This window comes from uncultured Veillonella sp. (assembly GCF_937981445.1).
GTDB lineage: Bacteria > Bacillota > Negativicutes > Veillonellales > Veillonellaceae > Veillonella_A.
Genome location: NZ_CALJON010000046.1, coordinates 23,563 through 39,594, shown reverse-complemented (window position 1 = coordinate 39,594; position 16,032 = coordinate 23,563). Strand labels below are relative to the sequence as shown.

The 16,032-nt window shown below is 37.6% G+C and carries 13 protein-coding genes and 1 other annotated feature; all 13 genes read right to left on the bottom strand.

Features of this window, described 5'->3' with window-relative positions:
* A partial coding sequence (locus Q0376_RS07520) for a UTP--glucose-1-phosphate uridylyltransferase (protein WP_298706057.1) occupies positions 1 to 537 on the bottom strand: 537 nt, incomplete at its 3' end.
* A 339-nt stretch (positions 538 to 876) separates the two neighbouring features.
* Positions 877 to 1,227 carry a 50S ribosomal protein L20 gene (gene rplT / locus Q0376_RS07515; protein ID WP_295790156.1) on the bottom strand — a complete coding sequence of 117 codons (351 nt, stop codon included), beginning with the start codon at positions 1,225 to 1,227 and terminating at the stop codon, positions 877 to 879.
* A gap of 39 nt (positions 1,228 to 1,266) precedes the next feature.
* Positions 1,267 to 1,464: a 50S ribosomal protein L35 gene (rpmI, locus tag Q0376_RS07510; protein ID WP_298706053.1), complete on the bottom strand. Its 198-nt coding sequence runs from the start codon at positions 1,462 to 1,464 to the stop codon at positions 1,267 to 1,269.
* A 20-nt stretch (positions 1,465 to 1,484) separates the two neighbouring features.
* The gene (gene infC / locus Q0376_RS07505; RefSeq protein WP_295790158.1) at positions 1,485 to 2,006 is read right to left on the bottom strand and encodes a translation initiation factor IF-3; all 522 of its coding nucleotides are present in this window, start codon (positions 2,004 to 2,006) and stop codon (positions 1,485 to 1,487) included.
* A gap of 33 nt (positions 2,007 to 2,039) precedes the next feature.
* Positions 2,040 to 2,175 (bottom strand) — a sequence feature (ribosomal protein L20 leader region).
* 102 nt (positions 2,176 to 2,277) lie between these two features.
* Positions 2,278 to 3,282 (bottom strand): NAD-dependent epimerase, encoded by a 1,005-nt coding sequence (locus Q0376_RS07500; protein ID WP_298706051.1) that lies wholly within the window; start codon positions 3,280 to 3,282, stop codon positions 2,278 to 2,280.
* Positions 3,283 to 3,440: 158 nt separating this feature from the next.
* The gene (locus Q0376_RS07495) at positions 3,441 to 5,225 is read right to left on the bottom strand and encodes a phosphoethanolamine transferase (RefSeq protein ID WP_298706048.1); all 1,785 of its coding nucleotides are present in this window, start codon (positions 5,223 to 5,225) and stop codon (positions 3,441 to 3,443) included.
* Positions 5,226 to 5,436: 211 nt separating this feature from the next.
* Positions 5,437 to 6,603 carry a nucleotide sugar dehydrogenase gene (locus Q0376_RS07490; protein WP_298706046.1) on the bottom strand — a complete coding sequence of 389 codons (1,167 nt, stop codon included), beginning with the start codon at positions 6,601 to 6,603 and terminating at the stop codon, positions 5,437 to 5,439.
* Between the two features lie 169 nt (positions 6,604 to 6,772).
* Positions 6,773 to 7,870, bottom strand: a complete 1,098-nt coding sequence (locus Q0376_RS07485; RefSeq protein ID WP_298706043.1) for a glycosyltransferase family 8 protein — start codon at positions 7,868 to 7,870, stop codon at positions 6,773 to 6,775.
* A 360-nt stretch (positions 7,871 to 8,230) separates the two neighbouring features.
* Positions 8,231 to 8,659 (bottom strand): HutP family protein, encoded by a 429-nt coding sequence (locus Q0376_RS07480; RefSeq protein ID WP_298706040.1) that lies wholly within the window; start codon positions 8,657 to 8,659, stop codon positions 8,231 to 8,233.
* Between the two features lie 73 nt (positions 8,660 to 8,732).
* Complete coding sequence (locus Q0376_RS07475; RefSeq protein WP_298706037.1) at positions 8,733 to 10,511, bottom strand: phosphoethanolamine transferase; 1,779 nt, start codon at positions 10,509 to 10,511, stop codon at positions 8,733 to 8,735.
* Positions 10,512 to 10,762: 251 nt separating this feature from the next.
* Entirely contained in the window at positions 10,763 to 11,776 is a 1,014-nt protein-coding gene (locus Q0376_RS07470) for a dihydroorotate dehydrogenase (RefSeq protein ID WP_298706034.1), read from the bottom strand.
* Entirely contained in the window at positions 11,773 to 12,819 is a 1,047-nt protein-coding gene (locus Q0376_RS07465; protein ID WP_298706031.1) for a dihydroorotate dehydrogenase electron transfer subunit, read from the bottom strand. Before Q0376_RS07465 ends, Q0376_RS07470 begins: the two co-directional genes overlap by 4 nt.
* Before the next feature lie 7 nt (positions 12,820 to 12,826).
* Positions 12,827 to 16,030, bottom strand: a complete 3,204-nt coding sequence (gene carB, locus Q0376_RS07460; RefSeq protein ID WP_298706028.1) for a carbamoyl-phosphate synthase large subunit — start codon at positions 16,028 to 16,030, stop codon at positions 12,827 to 12,829.
* Positions 16,031 to 16,032: the final 2 nt, after the last annotated feature.

Here is a 16,032-nt window from a genome sequence, read left to right as displayed (position 1 = left end):
ACTAATATGCTCCCCAGCAATAATTCCATAAGAACTAATTTTATCTGCCAGTACCTCTTGTGTACCTAATACAGTCCCTTCATGAGTTTCATAAGTGTCAATCAACTGCTTTAGACATGGATTTCCTGGATTGTATACTACATCATCACCCAATAGTACCGCAAATGGTTCATTCTCTACAAATGCTCGGGCACACATAATCGCATCGCCCAAACCTCTTGGTGCCTTTTGGCGAATAAAATGTACTTTTATATCCGCCAAGCTTCTAACCATATCTAATTGTTTAGTTTTACCTTGTTGTTGCAAAAGTTGCTCTAATTCAACGCTCGTATCAAAGTGATCTTCTATAGCTCGTTTATTACGCCCTGTAATAATAAGAATTTCTTCAATTCCCGAGTCTAAGGCTTCTTCGATAATATATTGAATTGCTGGTGTATCCACAATGGGTAACATTTCCTTTGGTTGTGCTTTTGTTGCTGGTAAAAATCGCGTACCAAAACCAGCAGCAGGGATAACTGCTTTTCTTACTTTTGTCATAACCGGCACCTCACCTAAACAAATTTTTCTTAATTAAAATTGCATTTTTTATTAGCAATTCTTTAAGTAAGCTTATTATTTTCAAATTAGTTATCTTAATAGATTTACTAGCAATACTTTAACCTGACTAAGTATATAAGATATATTTCAATTTATACATTTACATTTTATTATAACATGTATGAATGAAAAAGGCATTGAATATTAAGTCTAGTACCTATTCCCCCATAACATTCAAACACTATTTATACTATATATAAATCAAAAAAACACCAACAAGAAAGCAGGTATCTATTCCCCACATCTCTCATTGGTGTCTTACTATATTATTTGCTTTTATTACGCGTTTTTAGCGATTTCAACGAATTTAGCAAATGCTGCTGCATCGTTTACTGCAAGGTCAGCTAACATTTTACGGTCAACTGCTACGCCAGCTTTAGTTAAACCAGCGATGAAACGGCTATAGCTTAAGCCATTCATGCGGCTTGCTGCGTTAATACGAGCAATAAACAATTTACGGAATTCGCGTTTTTTCGCACGACGGTCACGACGAGCATAGTAACCAGCTTTCATTACTGTTTCGTTTGCTTTTCTGAACAAACGGCTACGAGTACCGCGGTAACCTTTAGCTAATTTTAAAATTTTCTTATGACGTGCATGAGCTGTAACGCCCTTTTTCACTCTTGCCATTCTATTGTTCCTCCATTATCTACTTCTATAAATTAACGATTATGCGTATGGTAAGCATTTAGAAACGCGTTTGTGGTCAGCTTTAGCAACTAGAGCTGCTTTACGAAGATTGCGTTTACGACCAGGAGCTTTCTTTTCTAAGATATGGCTCTTGAACGCTTTAGCACGCTTGAATTCACCGGTACCAGTTACCGCAAAACGTTTAGCCGCTGCACGGCGAGTTTTAATCTTTGGCATAATTAATTATCCTCCTCAAATTATCCTTTTTTTGCTAATATCATTGTCATATTTCGACCTTCAAGCTTAGCAGCTTTTTCAACTACAGCTTGTTCGCCAAGTTCACTAGCGAAACGGGTTAAAACATTTTGACCTAATTCAGGATGGCTCAATTCACGGCCACGGAACATGATAGTAACCTTTACTTTGTTACCTTCTGCTAAGAATTTAGCAGCATTTTTCATTTTTACATAGAAATCATGATCCTCAATATGTGGACGAAGTTTTACTTCTTTTAAAGTAAAGGTCTTCTGCTTTTTCTTTGCTTCCTTTTCGCGTTTTTGTTGCTCGTAGCGGAATTTACCGTAGTTCATAATACGGCACACTGGCGGTTTGCCATTTGGTGCTACTTCTACTAAATCTAGCTGATGTTCTTCAGCCAATGCTAATGCCTCGCGAGCAGACATAATCCCTAATTGCTCATTATCGGCACTCACTACGCGAACTTCACGTGCGCGAATTTCTTCATTAATACGCGGCGTATCTTTGCTAATAATAGTCACCTCCAAATACAGAATTTAACAAATATGTTATTCATTATAATAAAAAAACGGATGGCAAACGCCATCCGTAATAAGCTAGTTAATAAACCGTAGGAAAACGGTCTAACACTCTATACAACCTATTATTTCGAGACAATAGGTGAGAAGCGGATGGCCTCTACTTCTTAATGGTATTCCTCAATGAATACTATAATAGTATACCGAAGTATTAAATATGTGTCAAGGATTTATTCTCAAAATATATAAAATTTATCTTCAGTCATATGACTCGTTACTTATTATAATACGCCTTATACCATTTGGCAAATTTTCCAAGCCCCTCTTCAATGGTTGTTTTAGGTTTAAAATCAAAGTCTTTTTCCAGTTCACTTACATCAGCATAGGTTTGATACACATCCCCTGGCTGCATAGGCAAGTACTCCTTCACAGCTTTTCTCCCTAAAACCTCTTCCAAAACATCAATGAAATGCATCAACTGTTCCGGCTTATTATTACCAATATTATACACCTTGTATAAATCGCCTATTTCATTAGCCTTAGGCGGGTTACATAGCATATGTTCAATGCCCTCTACAATATCATCTACATACGTAAAGTCACGATACATATCACCATTATTATAAATTTGAATTGGCTCTTCATTATAAATTTTATTAGTAAATTTATAATATGCCATATCAGGGCGTCCCAAAGGGCCATAAACAGTGAAAAAACGAAGTCCAGTAGCTGGTATCCCATATAAATGACTATAGGTATAAGCCATAAGCTCATTTGATTTTTTTGTTGCCGCATAAAAGCTAATGGGATGATCTACATTGTCCTCTGTTGAAAATGGCGTCTTTTTCTGGTTGCCATATACAGACGAACTCGACGCAAATAGTAAATGCTCTACTGGATTATGACGGCAAGCTTCTAATATATTAAAGAAACCAATTACATTAGACTCTAAATAAGCTTGTGGATTATCAATGCTATAGCGAACACCTGCTTGAGCTGCCAAATTCACTACAAGTTGTGGCTTATATGTAGTAAATAAAGAGTCTACTGCGTTTTTATCCGCCAAGTCTCCTTTTATAAAAGTAAATTTAGAAAAGGTATTAAGAATTTCCAAGCGGCTCTGCTTCAAGGTTACATCATAGTAGTCATTAATATTGTCAAAACCAATAACTGTACCACCTAATTCTAACAAGCGTTTAGCTAAATGAAAGCCAATAAAGCCTGCTGCGCCTGTTACTAATACAGTTTTCAAATTATCATATGGATTATATGTTGCCATAGTACACCTTCTTTACTATTTTTCGCTATCTCTTTGCTCTTTACATGAATGCAATTCTTGATGATTGCATTTTTTGTGATTACATTTTTTATGATTTCAGTTCGATACTTTTCAGTTATGGCTGCTCAAAGCGTATTCTCTAGAATTCCTTATTATCCTTACTTCTCTATGGTGTCCTCTGACACATCTTCAGTCAAACTTTTGCGACCTAAATCAGTTTTCAAAGTATCTCTTGTAAATTTATAGCTAGGACTAGCAAAATTACTTGTTTCATCTAAATGATTTGACTTAATATTTAACACACCACCAACTAATTCGTACATTAAGTCATTAGTAAAGTATTGATTTTCATGACTTTTTAAAGCGGCCGTAGTGTCTGGATATAAGCTCTGATATTCGTCGGACAAATAAATAATCAAAGGAATTCTAAAATTAATAAATGGCACATTATCTGCCACCCGTTTTCTATATGGGTTAGCTCCATGGTCGGAGAAGAACATCATAGCCTGTAAGTTTAAATGAGACTCCGCATATTCAAATACTTGTTGTAAGAACCAATCATCATAAGCCATAGAATCTTCGTAATTAGAGACTAAATCAAATACACCTGGCTCACTGAATCGAGTAAATTCCGGTGGGAATCTATGTAAAGTCAATTCGTGACTTCCCATAACATGAAGGACAATAAAATTATTTTCATTAGGATTTACGCGTTCTAACATGGGCAATAAATCCCCATCATAGAGGATACGCTCTTTACCTACAGGTTCATCTTCTATCCAATGATGCACATCAGCAGTGCGCGCCACTAACTGAATTGGTGTATCCGTTGTATTCTTAACACTTTGATTACTAAACCAATAGGTTTTGTAACCCGCTTTCTTTGCTAAATCTATAATAGTAAAGGCTTGACTAAACTCTTTATCATTATATTGATTTTTCTCTGTCAAAGCCTGTTCTAATGCCTGAATAGTAGAACCATAGGAAGAATAGGCGTGATTAAACTTCAAGAAATTATTTCCATCATTCGTTACCATTTCACGAAGCCAAGGAGTCGTATCATTACCGACATACCCATAGACACTCATAAAATTTCGGCCCGCTGATTCACCAATAACTAAAATAATAGTAGAAGGCTTGCTAAACTGTTTATTACCTGTAGAAACCTGCAATTTAGCTAAATTTTCATCATGATACACTTCAAACTTCTTAGCATTTGCTAAATAATTCTTTGCTTCCATCATAGAGTGCATAACACCTGTATCAGGAAGACTTTTCGGTATGTATACTAACGCACCAAGTAAAAATAACACATTTAAAATCAGCACAGTCTTACTTACAGAGTGAGTACTTATATGCCCTTTGTCTCTGTGATCCATCTCAGTTTTATCGCGGCCTATACTTTCTACATCCTTAGAAAAAGTCATACCATGAGTGCGTTTATTAAGTACATACAAAGCAGTCAATACGAGTACTGCACCGATGCCTATAGCAACAATACCACCCCACCCTATGTTTTGAATTAAATATTCCTTCATTTCACCCGGATTGGTTTGAAGTAAGGCAATAGCCGCGGCATTACTAATTACTGTTCCATAATTAATAAAGTATGCAATCTCCGTAAATGGAAGCAGTAATAAAAGGAATTGTGCCAAAGATAGTATCATTGTATATATTGATGGAATCTTTTTCCATTTATAGGCAATAAAATTAGTCACGCCCATGGTAATAATAAAAATATATCCACCAAAAGCGACATCCATGTAATTGTTATTATTCACTTCAGTAGCATGATAGGCTACATAACTCAGCACATTATGAACGGTCATCCAAACTAAGGTAACTAGTCCATACGACAAAATACCTTTGAGAGTTAATCCAAGTCGACGCCACATAAAAACGGCTAAGGTCATCCCCAACGCTACAGGAAAATACCGTCTCATATTAAGCAGCAAACGATAGGTCTCCGTTCCTACAGAGGTAAAGTAAAACATGCCAAGCATAAAACAATAAATAAGTAAAAATAAAAGAATATATTCCTTCTTAAAAGAAGGCATTTGTAAGCGATTTTTAAAACTCAAAACAAAAACACTCCCACTACTCGTCACTACCTACAATACATTTAATCACATATATGCCCGCCATAATTAGCTACTAATCACGTGCAAATAAATCTCTCGTATATACTTTATTTTTTACATCCTCTAACTCTTGAGACCAACGATTCGTAATAATCACATCACTTACAGACTTAAATTCATCTAAATCACGGATCACTCGGGATCTAAAGAAATCATCTGCTTCAAGTGTTGGTTCATACACCACTACTTCAATGCCTTTAGCTTTAATTCGTTTCATAACGCCTTGAATGGCAGAGGCTCTAAAATTATCTGACTCGCTTTTCATAGTCAAGCGATACACCCCTACTATATTAGGCTGTTTTTGAATTATCATATCTGCAATATGATCTTTACGCGTACGATTAGCCTCTACAATAGCGGTAACCAAATTCTGTGGCACATCATGATAATTAGCTAATAGCTGTTTTGTGTCTTTAGGTAGACAATAACCGCCATAGCCAAAGGATGGATTATTATAAAAATCGCCAATGCGCGGATCTAAACTTACACCTTTAATAATTTCATCCGTATGAAGTCCACGCACTTCAGCATATGAGTCTAATTCATTAAAATAGGCAACGCGCAAAGCCAAATATGTATTAGCAAACAGCTTTATCGCTTCTGCCTCTGTAGAGCCAGTAAACAATACGGGGATATCCTTTTTAATCGCCCCTTCTTCAAGTAAAGAAGCAAACTGCTTAGCTCGTTCAGACCGTTCGCCCACCACTATGCGAGAAGGATATAAATTATCATATAAAGCCTTTCCTTCTCTCAAAAATTCTGGCGAGAAAATAATGTTTTCCGTATTATAGTTTTCGCGCATTTGCTCTGTAAAACCAACTGGTATGGTGGATTTTATAATCATTACCGCTGCCGGGTTAATACGAAGCACTTCCTCAATCACGTTTTCTACAGAGGATGTATCAAAGAAATTTTTCTTAGGATCATAATTAGTCGGTGTTGATATAATTATAAATTCCGCATCAGTAAACGCATCTTCAGGCTCTAATGTAGCCCTAAAATTAATATCATTGCGGCGCAAAAACTCCGAAATTTCCTTATCAATAATCGGAGAAATCCCCTTATTTAATTGTTCTACTTTTTCAGGAATTATATCTAATGCCACTACTTCATTATGCTGCGCCAATAATAAGCCGTTAGATAGGCCCACATATCCTGTACCAGCAATTGCGATTTTCATATTCTACCTTCTTTGCACCATAAACTAAACCATGTAAGTTCATATAAGTTATGTAACCTTACATAGCCATACAACCTCATACAAACTGTGTATCCCAATATAAACTATACAACCTCATACAAAGTTTGTAACTGCATATAAAAATTACAAGTATATAACAACAAGTAAGTTAGTTTTTCTTATTACCACCTAGTTTATAAATCGTACGAAGTACGGCGTACCAAAAAATACCTTGCATATATTTTCCATAATTGCCTTTAGACTTCTCATAGCGTCCCCATTGTTGAAAATCATGGTAGTTTTCAGGTTTCTTAATTGGCAAGATATTTGTTATGGATTCCCATGGCGACAAATCATTATAATAACGCCATTGTGCATCAATATCGGTTACCACCATCTGCCAAGGCTTACGACGTCCAGTCCAATGAGCGATAACGGGCTCACCATTAAAATTAACAGCACCACCAAATGCATTATATTTGGCTGGCAAGAAATAATTTGTCCCATCAAACACTAAGTTCAAAACATCCTGACTTTGTCCTAAAAATCGTTCACGTGGCTCATTTTGATACGCAAAGGATTTTTCAGTAATTTGCTCCTTTTCCCACGCGTCAATATCAATTAACATAACGCCATCATTGAAATATTTACCATTTTTTAATTTTAAATGTCCTGCTCTATAGGTAACTGCCTCAGGATGTTCTGATACAGCCCCCATAGGTGCTCCATTCATATCTAAATGCCATAACTCCTTAAAATCACCGCAACACATTGTGTCAGCATCTAAATAAATAAAGCGCTTTGCTTGCTTTTTAATAACTTTAGGCATATAAAGACGCGCATATGTAATACGTGAAAAACGTGCTACCTTAATGTGGAAATCCTCAAAAGGCTTCATATCAATTGTGTATAAAATACAGTGGCAATGCCATTTACGAGCTAACTCTTCAATTTTCTGGCTATTTTCTTCACTATGTCCATCAGTAAAGATATGCACTACAAATTTCTTATCTTTATTATTTTCTAATACAGAAATAACTGATGCCCCCATGATGTGTATAAACCCATTATTTACATTATATGCAATGTGATATACCTCATCCTGATTCTTTATTTGATTATTGCTGCTACATATGTCACCCTTATTAACTACGGTATTACTATCATATTCTCTTTCAATAGGTGCTTGATTATCTAAATAGTTAAATTCAATTTGACTCTTTATAAAATTACTTTCCGCAAAAAAATCTTCTGAAAATGTTTTCATTCATAGTCTCCAGACTTGTTATAAATCACCATTCTAATCCGTGCTATCTAATTACATCAGCTTAAATAACCTATCAAATTATTATAGCATATAAGCACGGTTCAAATTAAGAGCACTACACACCTAAATAGTACAAGATATATCACTTATAATCTCAAAACATCATTTTACAATGTATTGAAATCTATAATTTATGATGGGCACTCAAGATGAGTGATAGGGGAAACTCCCGCCTGTACCTCTTTTCGTGCTTGCTTATTTTCAATAAAAAGAGACAAGTCTATATAACTTGTCTCCTTAATGTTTAATGCTCAATATTATTTAATGCTCAATAGTTTTAATGAGTTTCAGTCAGTAATCCTACTCTCCTTCTTTCGCCGGCAAGCTCCGATGAGCTATGGCCACAGCGATTTCATTTAAATGAAGAATGCCCACGCCAATATAAATAGCCACACTAAGATGCTCACGGTAACGAGCAATGCCAATTTTACCGCCCACATTAAGGCCTGTTGCTTTGCGTTTTAATTGTTCTAAGGCTTCTTGTGTTGCCCCAATAACAGCACCTTCACCGATGTGATTATCAGCCACTACTTTTTGACGTTGCGCCGCCACAACGGCATGCTCAATAATTTTAGGAATGGACTGAATAAATTGTCCGCCAAAATCGACGGCCACTGACCGGATGCCTTTATCTTGTAAATTTTTACGAAGCTCTTGTTCTTTTTCTCTGGTTTCTGTTATCGCTAACTGCAATGCAGAGCGACCAATTGCAATACTATTGTATTCCATATAAACCTCCTACCATGCTACTACTATTAACACACTTAAAAGATACTACAATTATACTTTGTCCTTCAAAATCTTACAATGATAGCTTTTGTTTACCATGTAAAGTTCTAAGATTATGTATATCTCTATCATATTTTAAACTCGTAAAATCTAAATTTGGCTCTACAACAGGAGCCCCTTCTATGCCCATAATAGAGAGCATCATATTATACATCAAATCATTAGTCCAAGCTGAATCTTTATGGCTTCTCAATACATCTACTATCGATTGATTTTTAGACAAATAGTTGTCCGAGAAATTTATTATTAACGGTATTTTAGACATAACAGGTGTATATTTTGTACTTTCATGTGAGTTTCGAGTCTCTACATCTTCTCCATGATCAGAAAATACTATAAAAGCCTGTAAATTTGGACTTCGCTTTACATCATCAAACAATTTTGATAGAACAAAATCATTATATAATATGGAGTTATCATACCTATCAATTAAACTATTATCACCAGAAAACACTTCATAGCTGTGTGGATATCTATCATCATATGCCCCATGACTTCCCATTACATGAAAAACAATCAACGCATTATCTAATGTATCAATATCTGGAATTTGACCTAGCAAATGTTCATCATAATACATTGCATCACTTCGTTCCCCTACAGAACCATTAACCCAAACTTGATAATCTGCTGTTGATGCAATCTCTGCAGTAGGTGTGTCCCATGCACTATACTTCTGTTGATTACTAATCCAATAGGTTTTCATCCCTGCAGCCTTTGCAATCTCTATAATAGAATTAGCACTGTCAATTGGAATATCATTATATTGATTTTTTTCACTTAATGCATAAGTTAATGATTGGACGGTATGTGTATGATTGGAGAAAGCTTGATTAAATACTATAGTATTTTTATTCTCACTAAGCTTTTTTAACCATGGAGTCGTATCTCTTTTATATCCATAAACCCCCATATGTTCACGAGTTTCTGATTCTCCAATTACTAATACATAAACCCCTTTATGATCAGGATTAACAGTAAGTCCTTTAAGGGATAGTAATCTCTGTTCTCGCATAGCTTTATTTTCACCATATGCTTTATAAGAATCTAATAATTGTCTTATTGATTTATACATAACAAAGATATCAGTATTTTTACTTATGCGAACAAAACTAATAACATTAAGCAAATAAAATACTATAAATAAGCCAATTGATACTTTTTTCTTCGAAATAACTCTGGCATAGGATGTTGTTGGCATAAATTTAGATATCAAACAAACAACAATACTATAAAATATAATGGCTATAAATAAACAAACTAAACTGCTAATTGATTGCCCTTTCAGATAGCCTACTATTTCATCAAAATTAGTCTGACATATAGCCAGCACGATATCCGCCTGTAAAACTTGCCCACTGATAAGCCAGTAGCCCCAATATGATAAAGGAATTAAATAAAAACTAAAAACTAATATACCAAATAAAATTCTATTAAGCCGATTTTTACCAAGTCTATTACTATCTGTAATATTATAAAGAGAAATCAGTATGGAAACTAATAAGCTACTACTATTAATCATATAATGTATATTTGAAATAGGAAGTGCTGTATGAGTTAAAAATTGTATCAACAAGATTGAGCTCATAAAACTTATCAACCATACAACTACTGAAACTATTCGCTTATTAAAATTCCATAAATAAAGAGCTATACCTACAATACAACTAGCGAGGAAATCGTGCCCTTTTAACTTCCATACTATTTGTCCTGATAGTATATCTTGTATCACTAACATTCCTAATAAATATAAAACAACTGTATATATTATACATTTGTCAAATTTCTTCATCAAAGTCATCGAGTATAATTCCCTTCTCACGAGCTCTTCACATCACAATCCCCCAAAATTTATTCACTAATTTTTTCATCTAATACTCATTCAATCATATGTCCTTTATTCTGTCAAATAATATTCCAAAACAAAAACTGCGCCCTCATAAGCAGCATCTCTCATTTTAATAAACTATCTTTACTATGAGAAGACACAGAGCCTACAAAGACACAGTTTCTTTTAATTATTTTATTTTTTAGATAACAACTCTAGCGATACGTCTCCAGCGCCCCTACGACTTCGCTAATATGCTCAAATCCACTGTTTTCACAGTATTCATGCATTTCACGAGCGATTTGCCCAATAGCTCTTGGATCTACCATAGAAGCTGTACCAACGGAGACGATATCCGCACCAGCGAGCATGAATTCTACCGCATCAGTGCCCGTCATAATGCCCCCCATGCCCATAATTGGCAACTCAATAGCCTGCGCCACTTGATGAACTAAGCGAAGGGCTACTGGTTTTACTGCTGGACCTGACAAGCCACCATAGAGATTGCCTAAAATAGGGCGGCGTGTTTTTACATCAATGGCCATCCCCAACAGTGTATTAATCATGCTGATACCATCTGCGCCAGCGTCTTTTACGGCACGGGCAATTTCTACAATATCAGTTACGTTCGGAGATAATTTCATAATCACTGGTAAGTCAGTGTTTTCTCTCACTATTTTACAAACAGCGGCTGCACTTTCTGCACATACACCAAAGGCCATACCGCCATTTTTAACATTCGGGCAACTAATATTAACTTCAAAGCCTGCAATGCCATCGACAGATAAGGTCTTAGCCATGAAGGCATAGCCTTCCACATCAGCAGCTGAAATATTAGCTAGAATCGGCACATCATACTGTTTAAGTTCTGGTAGAATATGCTCTACAAAGGCTTCTGCGCCAGGATTTTCAAGGCCAATACAGTTCAATAGGCCCGACGGTGTTTCTGCAATGCGAGTACCTTCATTACCATTCCGCGCCTCAGGAGTTAAGCCCTTTACTGAAATAGCCCCCACTTCATTGCTAAGGTCGAGATAGTCTGCATATTCAAGACCAAAACCAAAGGTACCAGAAGCTGCCACAATAGGATTCTTCATTTTAATGCCGCAAAACTCTACCCCTAAATCAGGATAGGTAGGCTTTTGACCATTAAGGTCTTTGCTCTGATCTCTATGCTTGTAACCAAGTTCACCATGATTTCCTAGCTGAGCTAATTGTTCGTGACTCATTCGAAAAACACCTCCTCAGCAGGGAACACAGAGCCTTCTTTACATACTTTATAGCGTTTACCGCCACGGCCATGACAGCCGCAACCTAGGCACCCACCAGTGCCACAGCCCATGCGTTCTTCAAGGGATACTTGACATGGCACAGCATACTCTTCCGCTACTTTGGCAACGCCTTTCATCATCGGTGTAGGGCCACAAGTAAGAATTGACGTAAAGCCAATATTGCTCACTTCATTCGCTACTGTAGCCGCTTTAGCTGCCACCTTTTCGACACTAATGCCTTCAGGACTAGCGGCTAACACCTCTTCAATAGTACCAGTAGCAGCTTTAAGTTTAGCATCTACAGCGAATTCAAACTTAGCCCCTACCGTGCCGGTAGACTCACGCCCACTGCCGCTTACATAAGGAGTTAATACTCTTTTTATGTCCCCTCGTTCACTAGTAATGAGCTCTCCCATAATAGCCGTTGGGAAGCCTTTAGTACCAACACTGCCATCATCAGTCGTAACATACACATCAACAGGACAGTGTTTGAATAAATCGGCCCAGAAGGTTTCGCTTTCATTTCTAAAACCTAGTACTACCGTAGCGCGTTTAGGCGCTACTGGCTCCATATGTATTTCTTCCTCTTCGGTTGTATAGCAAGTCGTATCTTCTACTTCATTTAATTTCGATGCAATGCAGAGCATTGGCGCAATACCAACACCACCGCCAACGAGAAGCATATTATCTGTTAGTTCAAATTGACTGCCTAAAGGGCCTAAGCAATCTAGCTCATCGCCCTCTTTAAGCTTAGTCATAATCTCCGTACCACTACCTACTACACGATATAGTAAGGTAATAGTCCCTTCATTACTATCAAAACCAGCATAGCTGATAGGACGGCGCAATAAAGGCGCCGTACCACCAGTTACACGAACATTACAAAATTGTCCAACCTTTGCTTCAGCTGCTTGTTTAGGGGCGTATAAATCCATAATCCACACATCGGATCCGATTTGCTCATTGCGGAGCACTCGCGCCATTTCTACATATCCACTCACGGATTAATCACTCCATCTCAAAATCTTGTAACGCTTCCACTTCAATTTTAATTTCTTCATTAGCTCGACCAGCTACGACACGCAATACTTCGCGTGCTGTATCTAAGGAAGTCAAGCAAGGTGTGCCCATCTCTACGGCTAAACGACGAAGCTGGAATCCTTCGCGTTCAGGACGCTTACCATAAGTTAAGGTGTTGAGCATTAAGTCTACTTCACCGCGGCGAATTAAATCAGCACAGTTGTTTTCACCTTCGTGAATTTTATTAACAATCACACATGGAATACCATGTTCTTCAAAATATTTACCAGTGCCACCAGTCGCTTGAATGTGGTAGCCAAGGTCGATAAAGCCTTTGGCAAGTCGTGCTGCTTCTTCTTTATCGCGATCTGCTACAGTCATAAGGATATGGCCTTTTTCAGGGATACGCATATTGGCTCCATGGATAGCTTTAAATAAAGCTTCTGAATAATTGCGACCAATACCCATAACTTCACCAGTGGACTTCATTTCAGGTCCTAAGGCAATTTCTACGAGGCCCATTTTGGAGAAGGAGAATACAGGTGCTTTTACAGCCACATAATCCTTCGCTGGTACTAGACCAGTTGGTAAGCCCATGGACTTAATTGTTTCCCCAAGGGCAATGCGTGTAGCATACTCAATCATATTGATACCAGTTACTTTACTAATAAATGGCACCGTACGGCTAGAACGAGGATTTACTTCGATAACATTAAGTTCACCATTAGCCACGATGTATTGGATATTAACAATCCCTTTTACATTAAGACCTTTAGCGATACGGCGTGTATAATCTACAATTTGATTAGTAATTTCTTCGGATAAATGTTGCGCTGGATAAACTGCAATGGAGTCACCAGAGTGTACACCGGCACGTTCAATTTGTTCCATAATGCCAGGAATACATACATCTTCGCCATCAGCGATAGCATCTACTTCTACTTCCATACCTACCATGTAGCGGTCAATAAGAACCGGATGATCTTTAGACGCCACAACAGCTTCTTTCATATATACATCAAGTTCTTTATCATTATATACAATTTCCATAGCACGGCCACCTAGTACATAGGAAGGGCGTACAATCAATGGATAGGATAAGCGAGCTGCTGCTTCGATAGCTTCTTCATGGCTTGTTACTAAGGCCCCTACAGGACGAGGAATGCCAAGTTCTGCCAAGAGTGCATCAAAGCGTTCACGGTCTTCTGCCATATCGATGCTATCCACAGATGTACCGAGGATTTTAACCCCGCGAGCTGCTAGAGGACCAGCCAAGTTAATCGCTGTTTGACCACCAAATTGAGCAATAACGCCAATTGGATTTTCCTTGCGAATGACTTCCATAACATCTTCTACTGTTAATGGTTCAAAATATAAGCTATCTGATGTATCAAAGTCTGTACTTACTGTTTCAGGATTGTTATTGATAATGATAGATTGTTTGCCTGCTTTGCGAAGAGCCCAAGAGGAATGAACAGAACAGTAGTCGAACTCTACCCCTTGGCCAATGCGGATTGGGCCAGAACCAAGAACGATAACACTATTTTCACCACGAGGTACGACTTCATCTTCAGATGCATACGCACTGTAATAATATGGTGTATGCGCTTCGAATTCAGCAGCACAAGTATCTACATATTTATAAGTTGGGAATAAATTAAATTCTTCACGCTTAGCTTGAACAGCGTCAGCAGTTGTATTAGCATAGCGAGCAATTACTTTGTCAGGCATGCTATAGCGTTTAGCCATGCGAAGATTTGCTTCAGTCACACCATTAGCGGCTAAGTCTTTTTCTACATCTACGATATTTTTAATTTTATTAATAAAGAATGTATCAATCTTCGTAATGAAGTGAATTTTTTCTACACTAATACCTGCACGAAGAGCCTGTGCTACTACATAGATGCGTTCGTCATCAATAAGACGAAGGCGTTCAATTAACTGCTCAGGTGTTTCGTGAGTAATCTTAGCTAGTTCAATATGGTCTAGTCCGATTTCTAAGGAACGAATCGCTTTTAATAAAGACCCTTCCAAAGTACGGTCAATAGCCATAACTTCCCCTGTAGCCTTCATCTGAGTGCCAAGAGTACGGTCAGCTAAATTAAATTTTTCAAATGGCCAACGTGGGAATTTTGTTACCACATAGTCTAAGGATGGTTCGAAGCATGCCTTAGTTTCCCCTGTTACAGCATTGGTAATTTGATCCAAAGTCATCCCCAGTGCCACCTTTGCTGCCACCTTCGCAATAGGATAGCCTGTTGCTTTAGACGCAAGAGCGGAGGAACGAGATACACGTGGATTAACTTCGATTACATAATATTGATTGCTATTAGGATCAAGAGCGTACTGTACATTACAGCCCCCTTCGATTTCAAGATAGCGAATAATATCAACTGATGCGGTACGAAGCATTTGGTATTGAATATCGTTTAAAGTCTGGCTTGGTGCCACTACGATGGAGTCACCAGTATGAACCCCTACTGGGTCAATGTTTTCCATATTACATACGATGATGCAGTTGTCTGCACTATCGCGCATTACTTCATATTCTACTTCTTTCCAGCCCGCTACAGAACGTTCTACAAGAATTTGATGGATTGGGCTCAACTTGATACCACGAAGAGCAATCATGTACATTTCTTCTTCGTTATGTGCAATGCCACCGCCCGTGCCACCTAAGGTATAGGCTGGACGAATGATAATAGGATAGCCAATTTTATTAGCAAATTCAACAGCTTGTTCTACATCGCTGAAAATATCACTTTCTGGTACAGGTTGGTTAATGCGTTTCATGGCTTCTTTGAAAAGCTCACGGTCTTCGGCTTGCTTAATAGCCGCTAAGGTAGTCCCTAAGAGTTTTACACCATATTGTTCAAGAACCCCTGCTTCAGATAATTCTACGGCCATATTAAGACCTACTTGACCACCAAGAGTAGCTAATAAACCATAAGGACGTTCTTTTCGAATTACTTCCGTAACAAATTCTAAGCTAATTGGTTCAATATATACGCGGTCTGCAATATCGCGGTCCGTCATAATTGTAGCTGGATTGGAGTTAACCAACACCACTTTGTAGCCTTCTTCACGAAGAGAACGACAAGCCTGAGTACCGGCATAATCAAATTCTGCTGCCTGGCCGATAATAATCGGGCCGGACCCGATAACGAGGATTTTCTTTTGTTCCATTGTCACAG

What these genes read in the sequence shown, in the direction of transcription:
- rplT (WP_295790156.1), bottom strand. Translation starts at nt 1,227, where the DNA reads ATGGCAAGAGTGAAAAAGGGCGTTACAGCTCATGCACGTCATAAGAAA.
- rpmI (WP_298706053.1), bottom strand. Translation starts at nt 1,464, where the DNA reads ATGCCAAAGATTAAAACTCGCCGTGCAGCGGCTAAACGTTTTGCGGTA.
- Q0376_RS07500 (WP_298706051.1), bottom strand. Translation starts at nt 3,282, where the DNA reads ATGGCAACATATAATCCATATGATAATTTGAAAACTGTATTAGTAACA.
- Q0376_RS07495 (WP_298706048.1), bottom strand. Translation starts at nt 5,225, where the DNA reads ATGAGACGGTATTTTCCTGTAGCGTTGGGGATGACCTTAGCCGTTTTT.
- Q0376_RS07490 (WP_298706046.1), bottom strand. Translation starts at nt 6,603, where the DNA reads ATGAAAATCGCAATTGCTGGTACAGGATATGTGGGCCTATCTAACGGC.
- Q0376_RS07485 (WP_298706043.1), bottom strand. Translation starts at nt 7,870, where the DNA reads ATGAAAACATTTTCAGAAGATTTTTTTGCGGAAAGTAATTTTATAAAG.
- Q0376_RS07480 (WP_298706040.1), bottom strand. Translation starts at nt 8,659, where the DNA reads ATGGAATACAATAGTATTGCAATTGGTCGCTCTGCATTGCAGTTAGCG.
- Q0376_RS07475 (WP_298706037.1), bottom strand. Translation starts at nt 10,511, where the DNA reads ATGAAGAAATTTGACAAATGTATAATATATACAGTTGTTTTATATTTA.
- Q0376_RS07470 (WP_298706034.1), bottom strand. Translation starts at nt 11,776, where the DNA reads ATGAGTCACGAACAATTAGCTCAGCTAGGAAATCATGGTGAACTTGGT.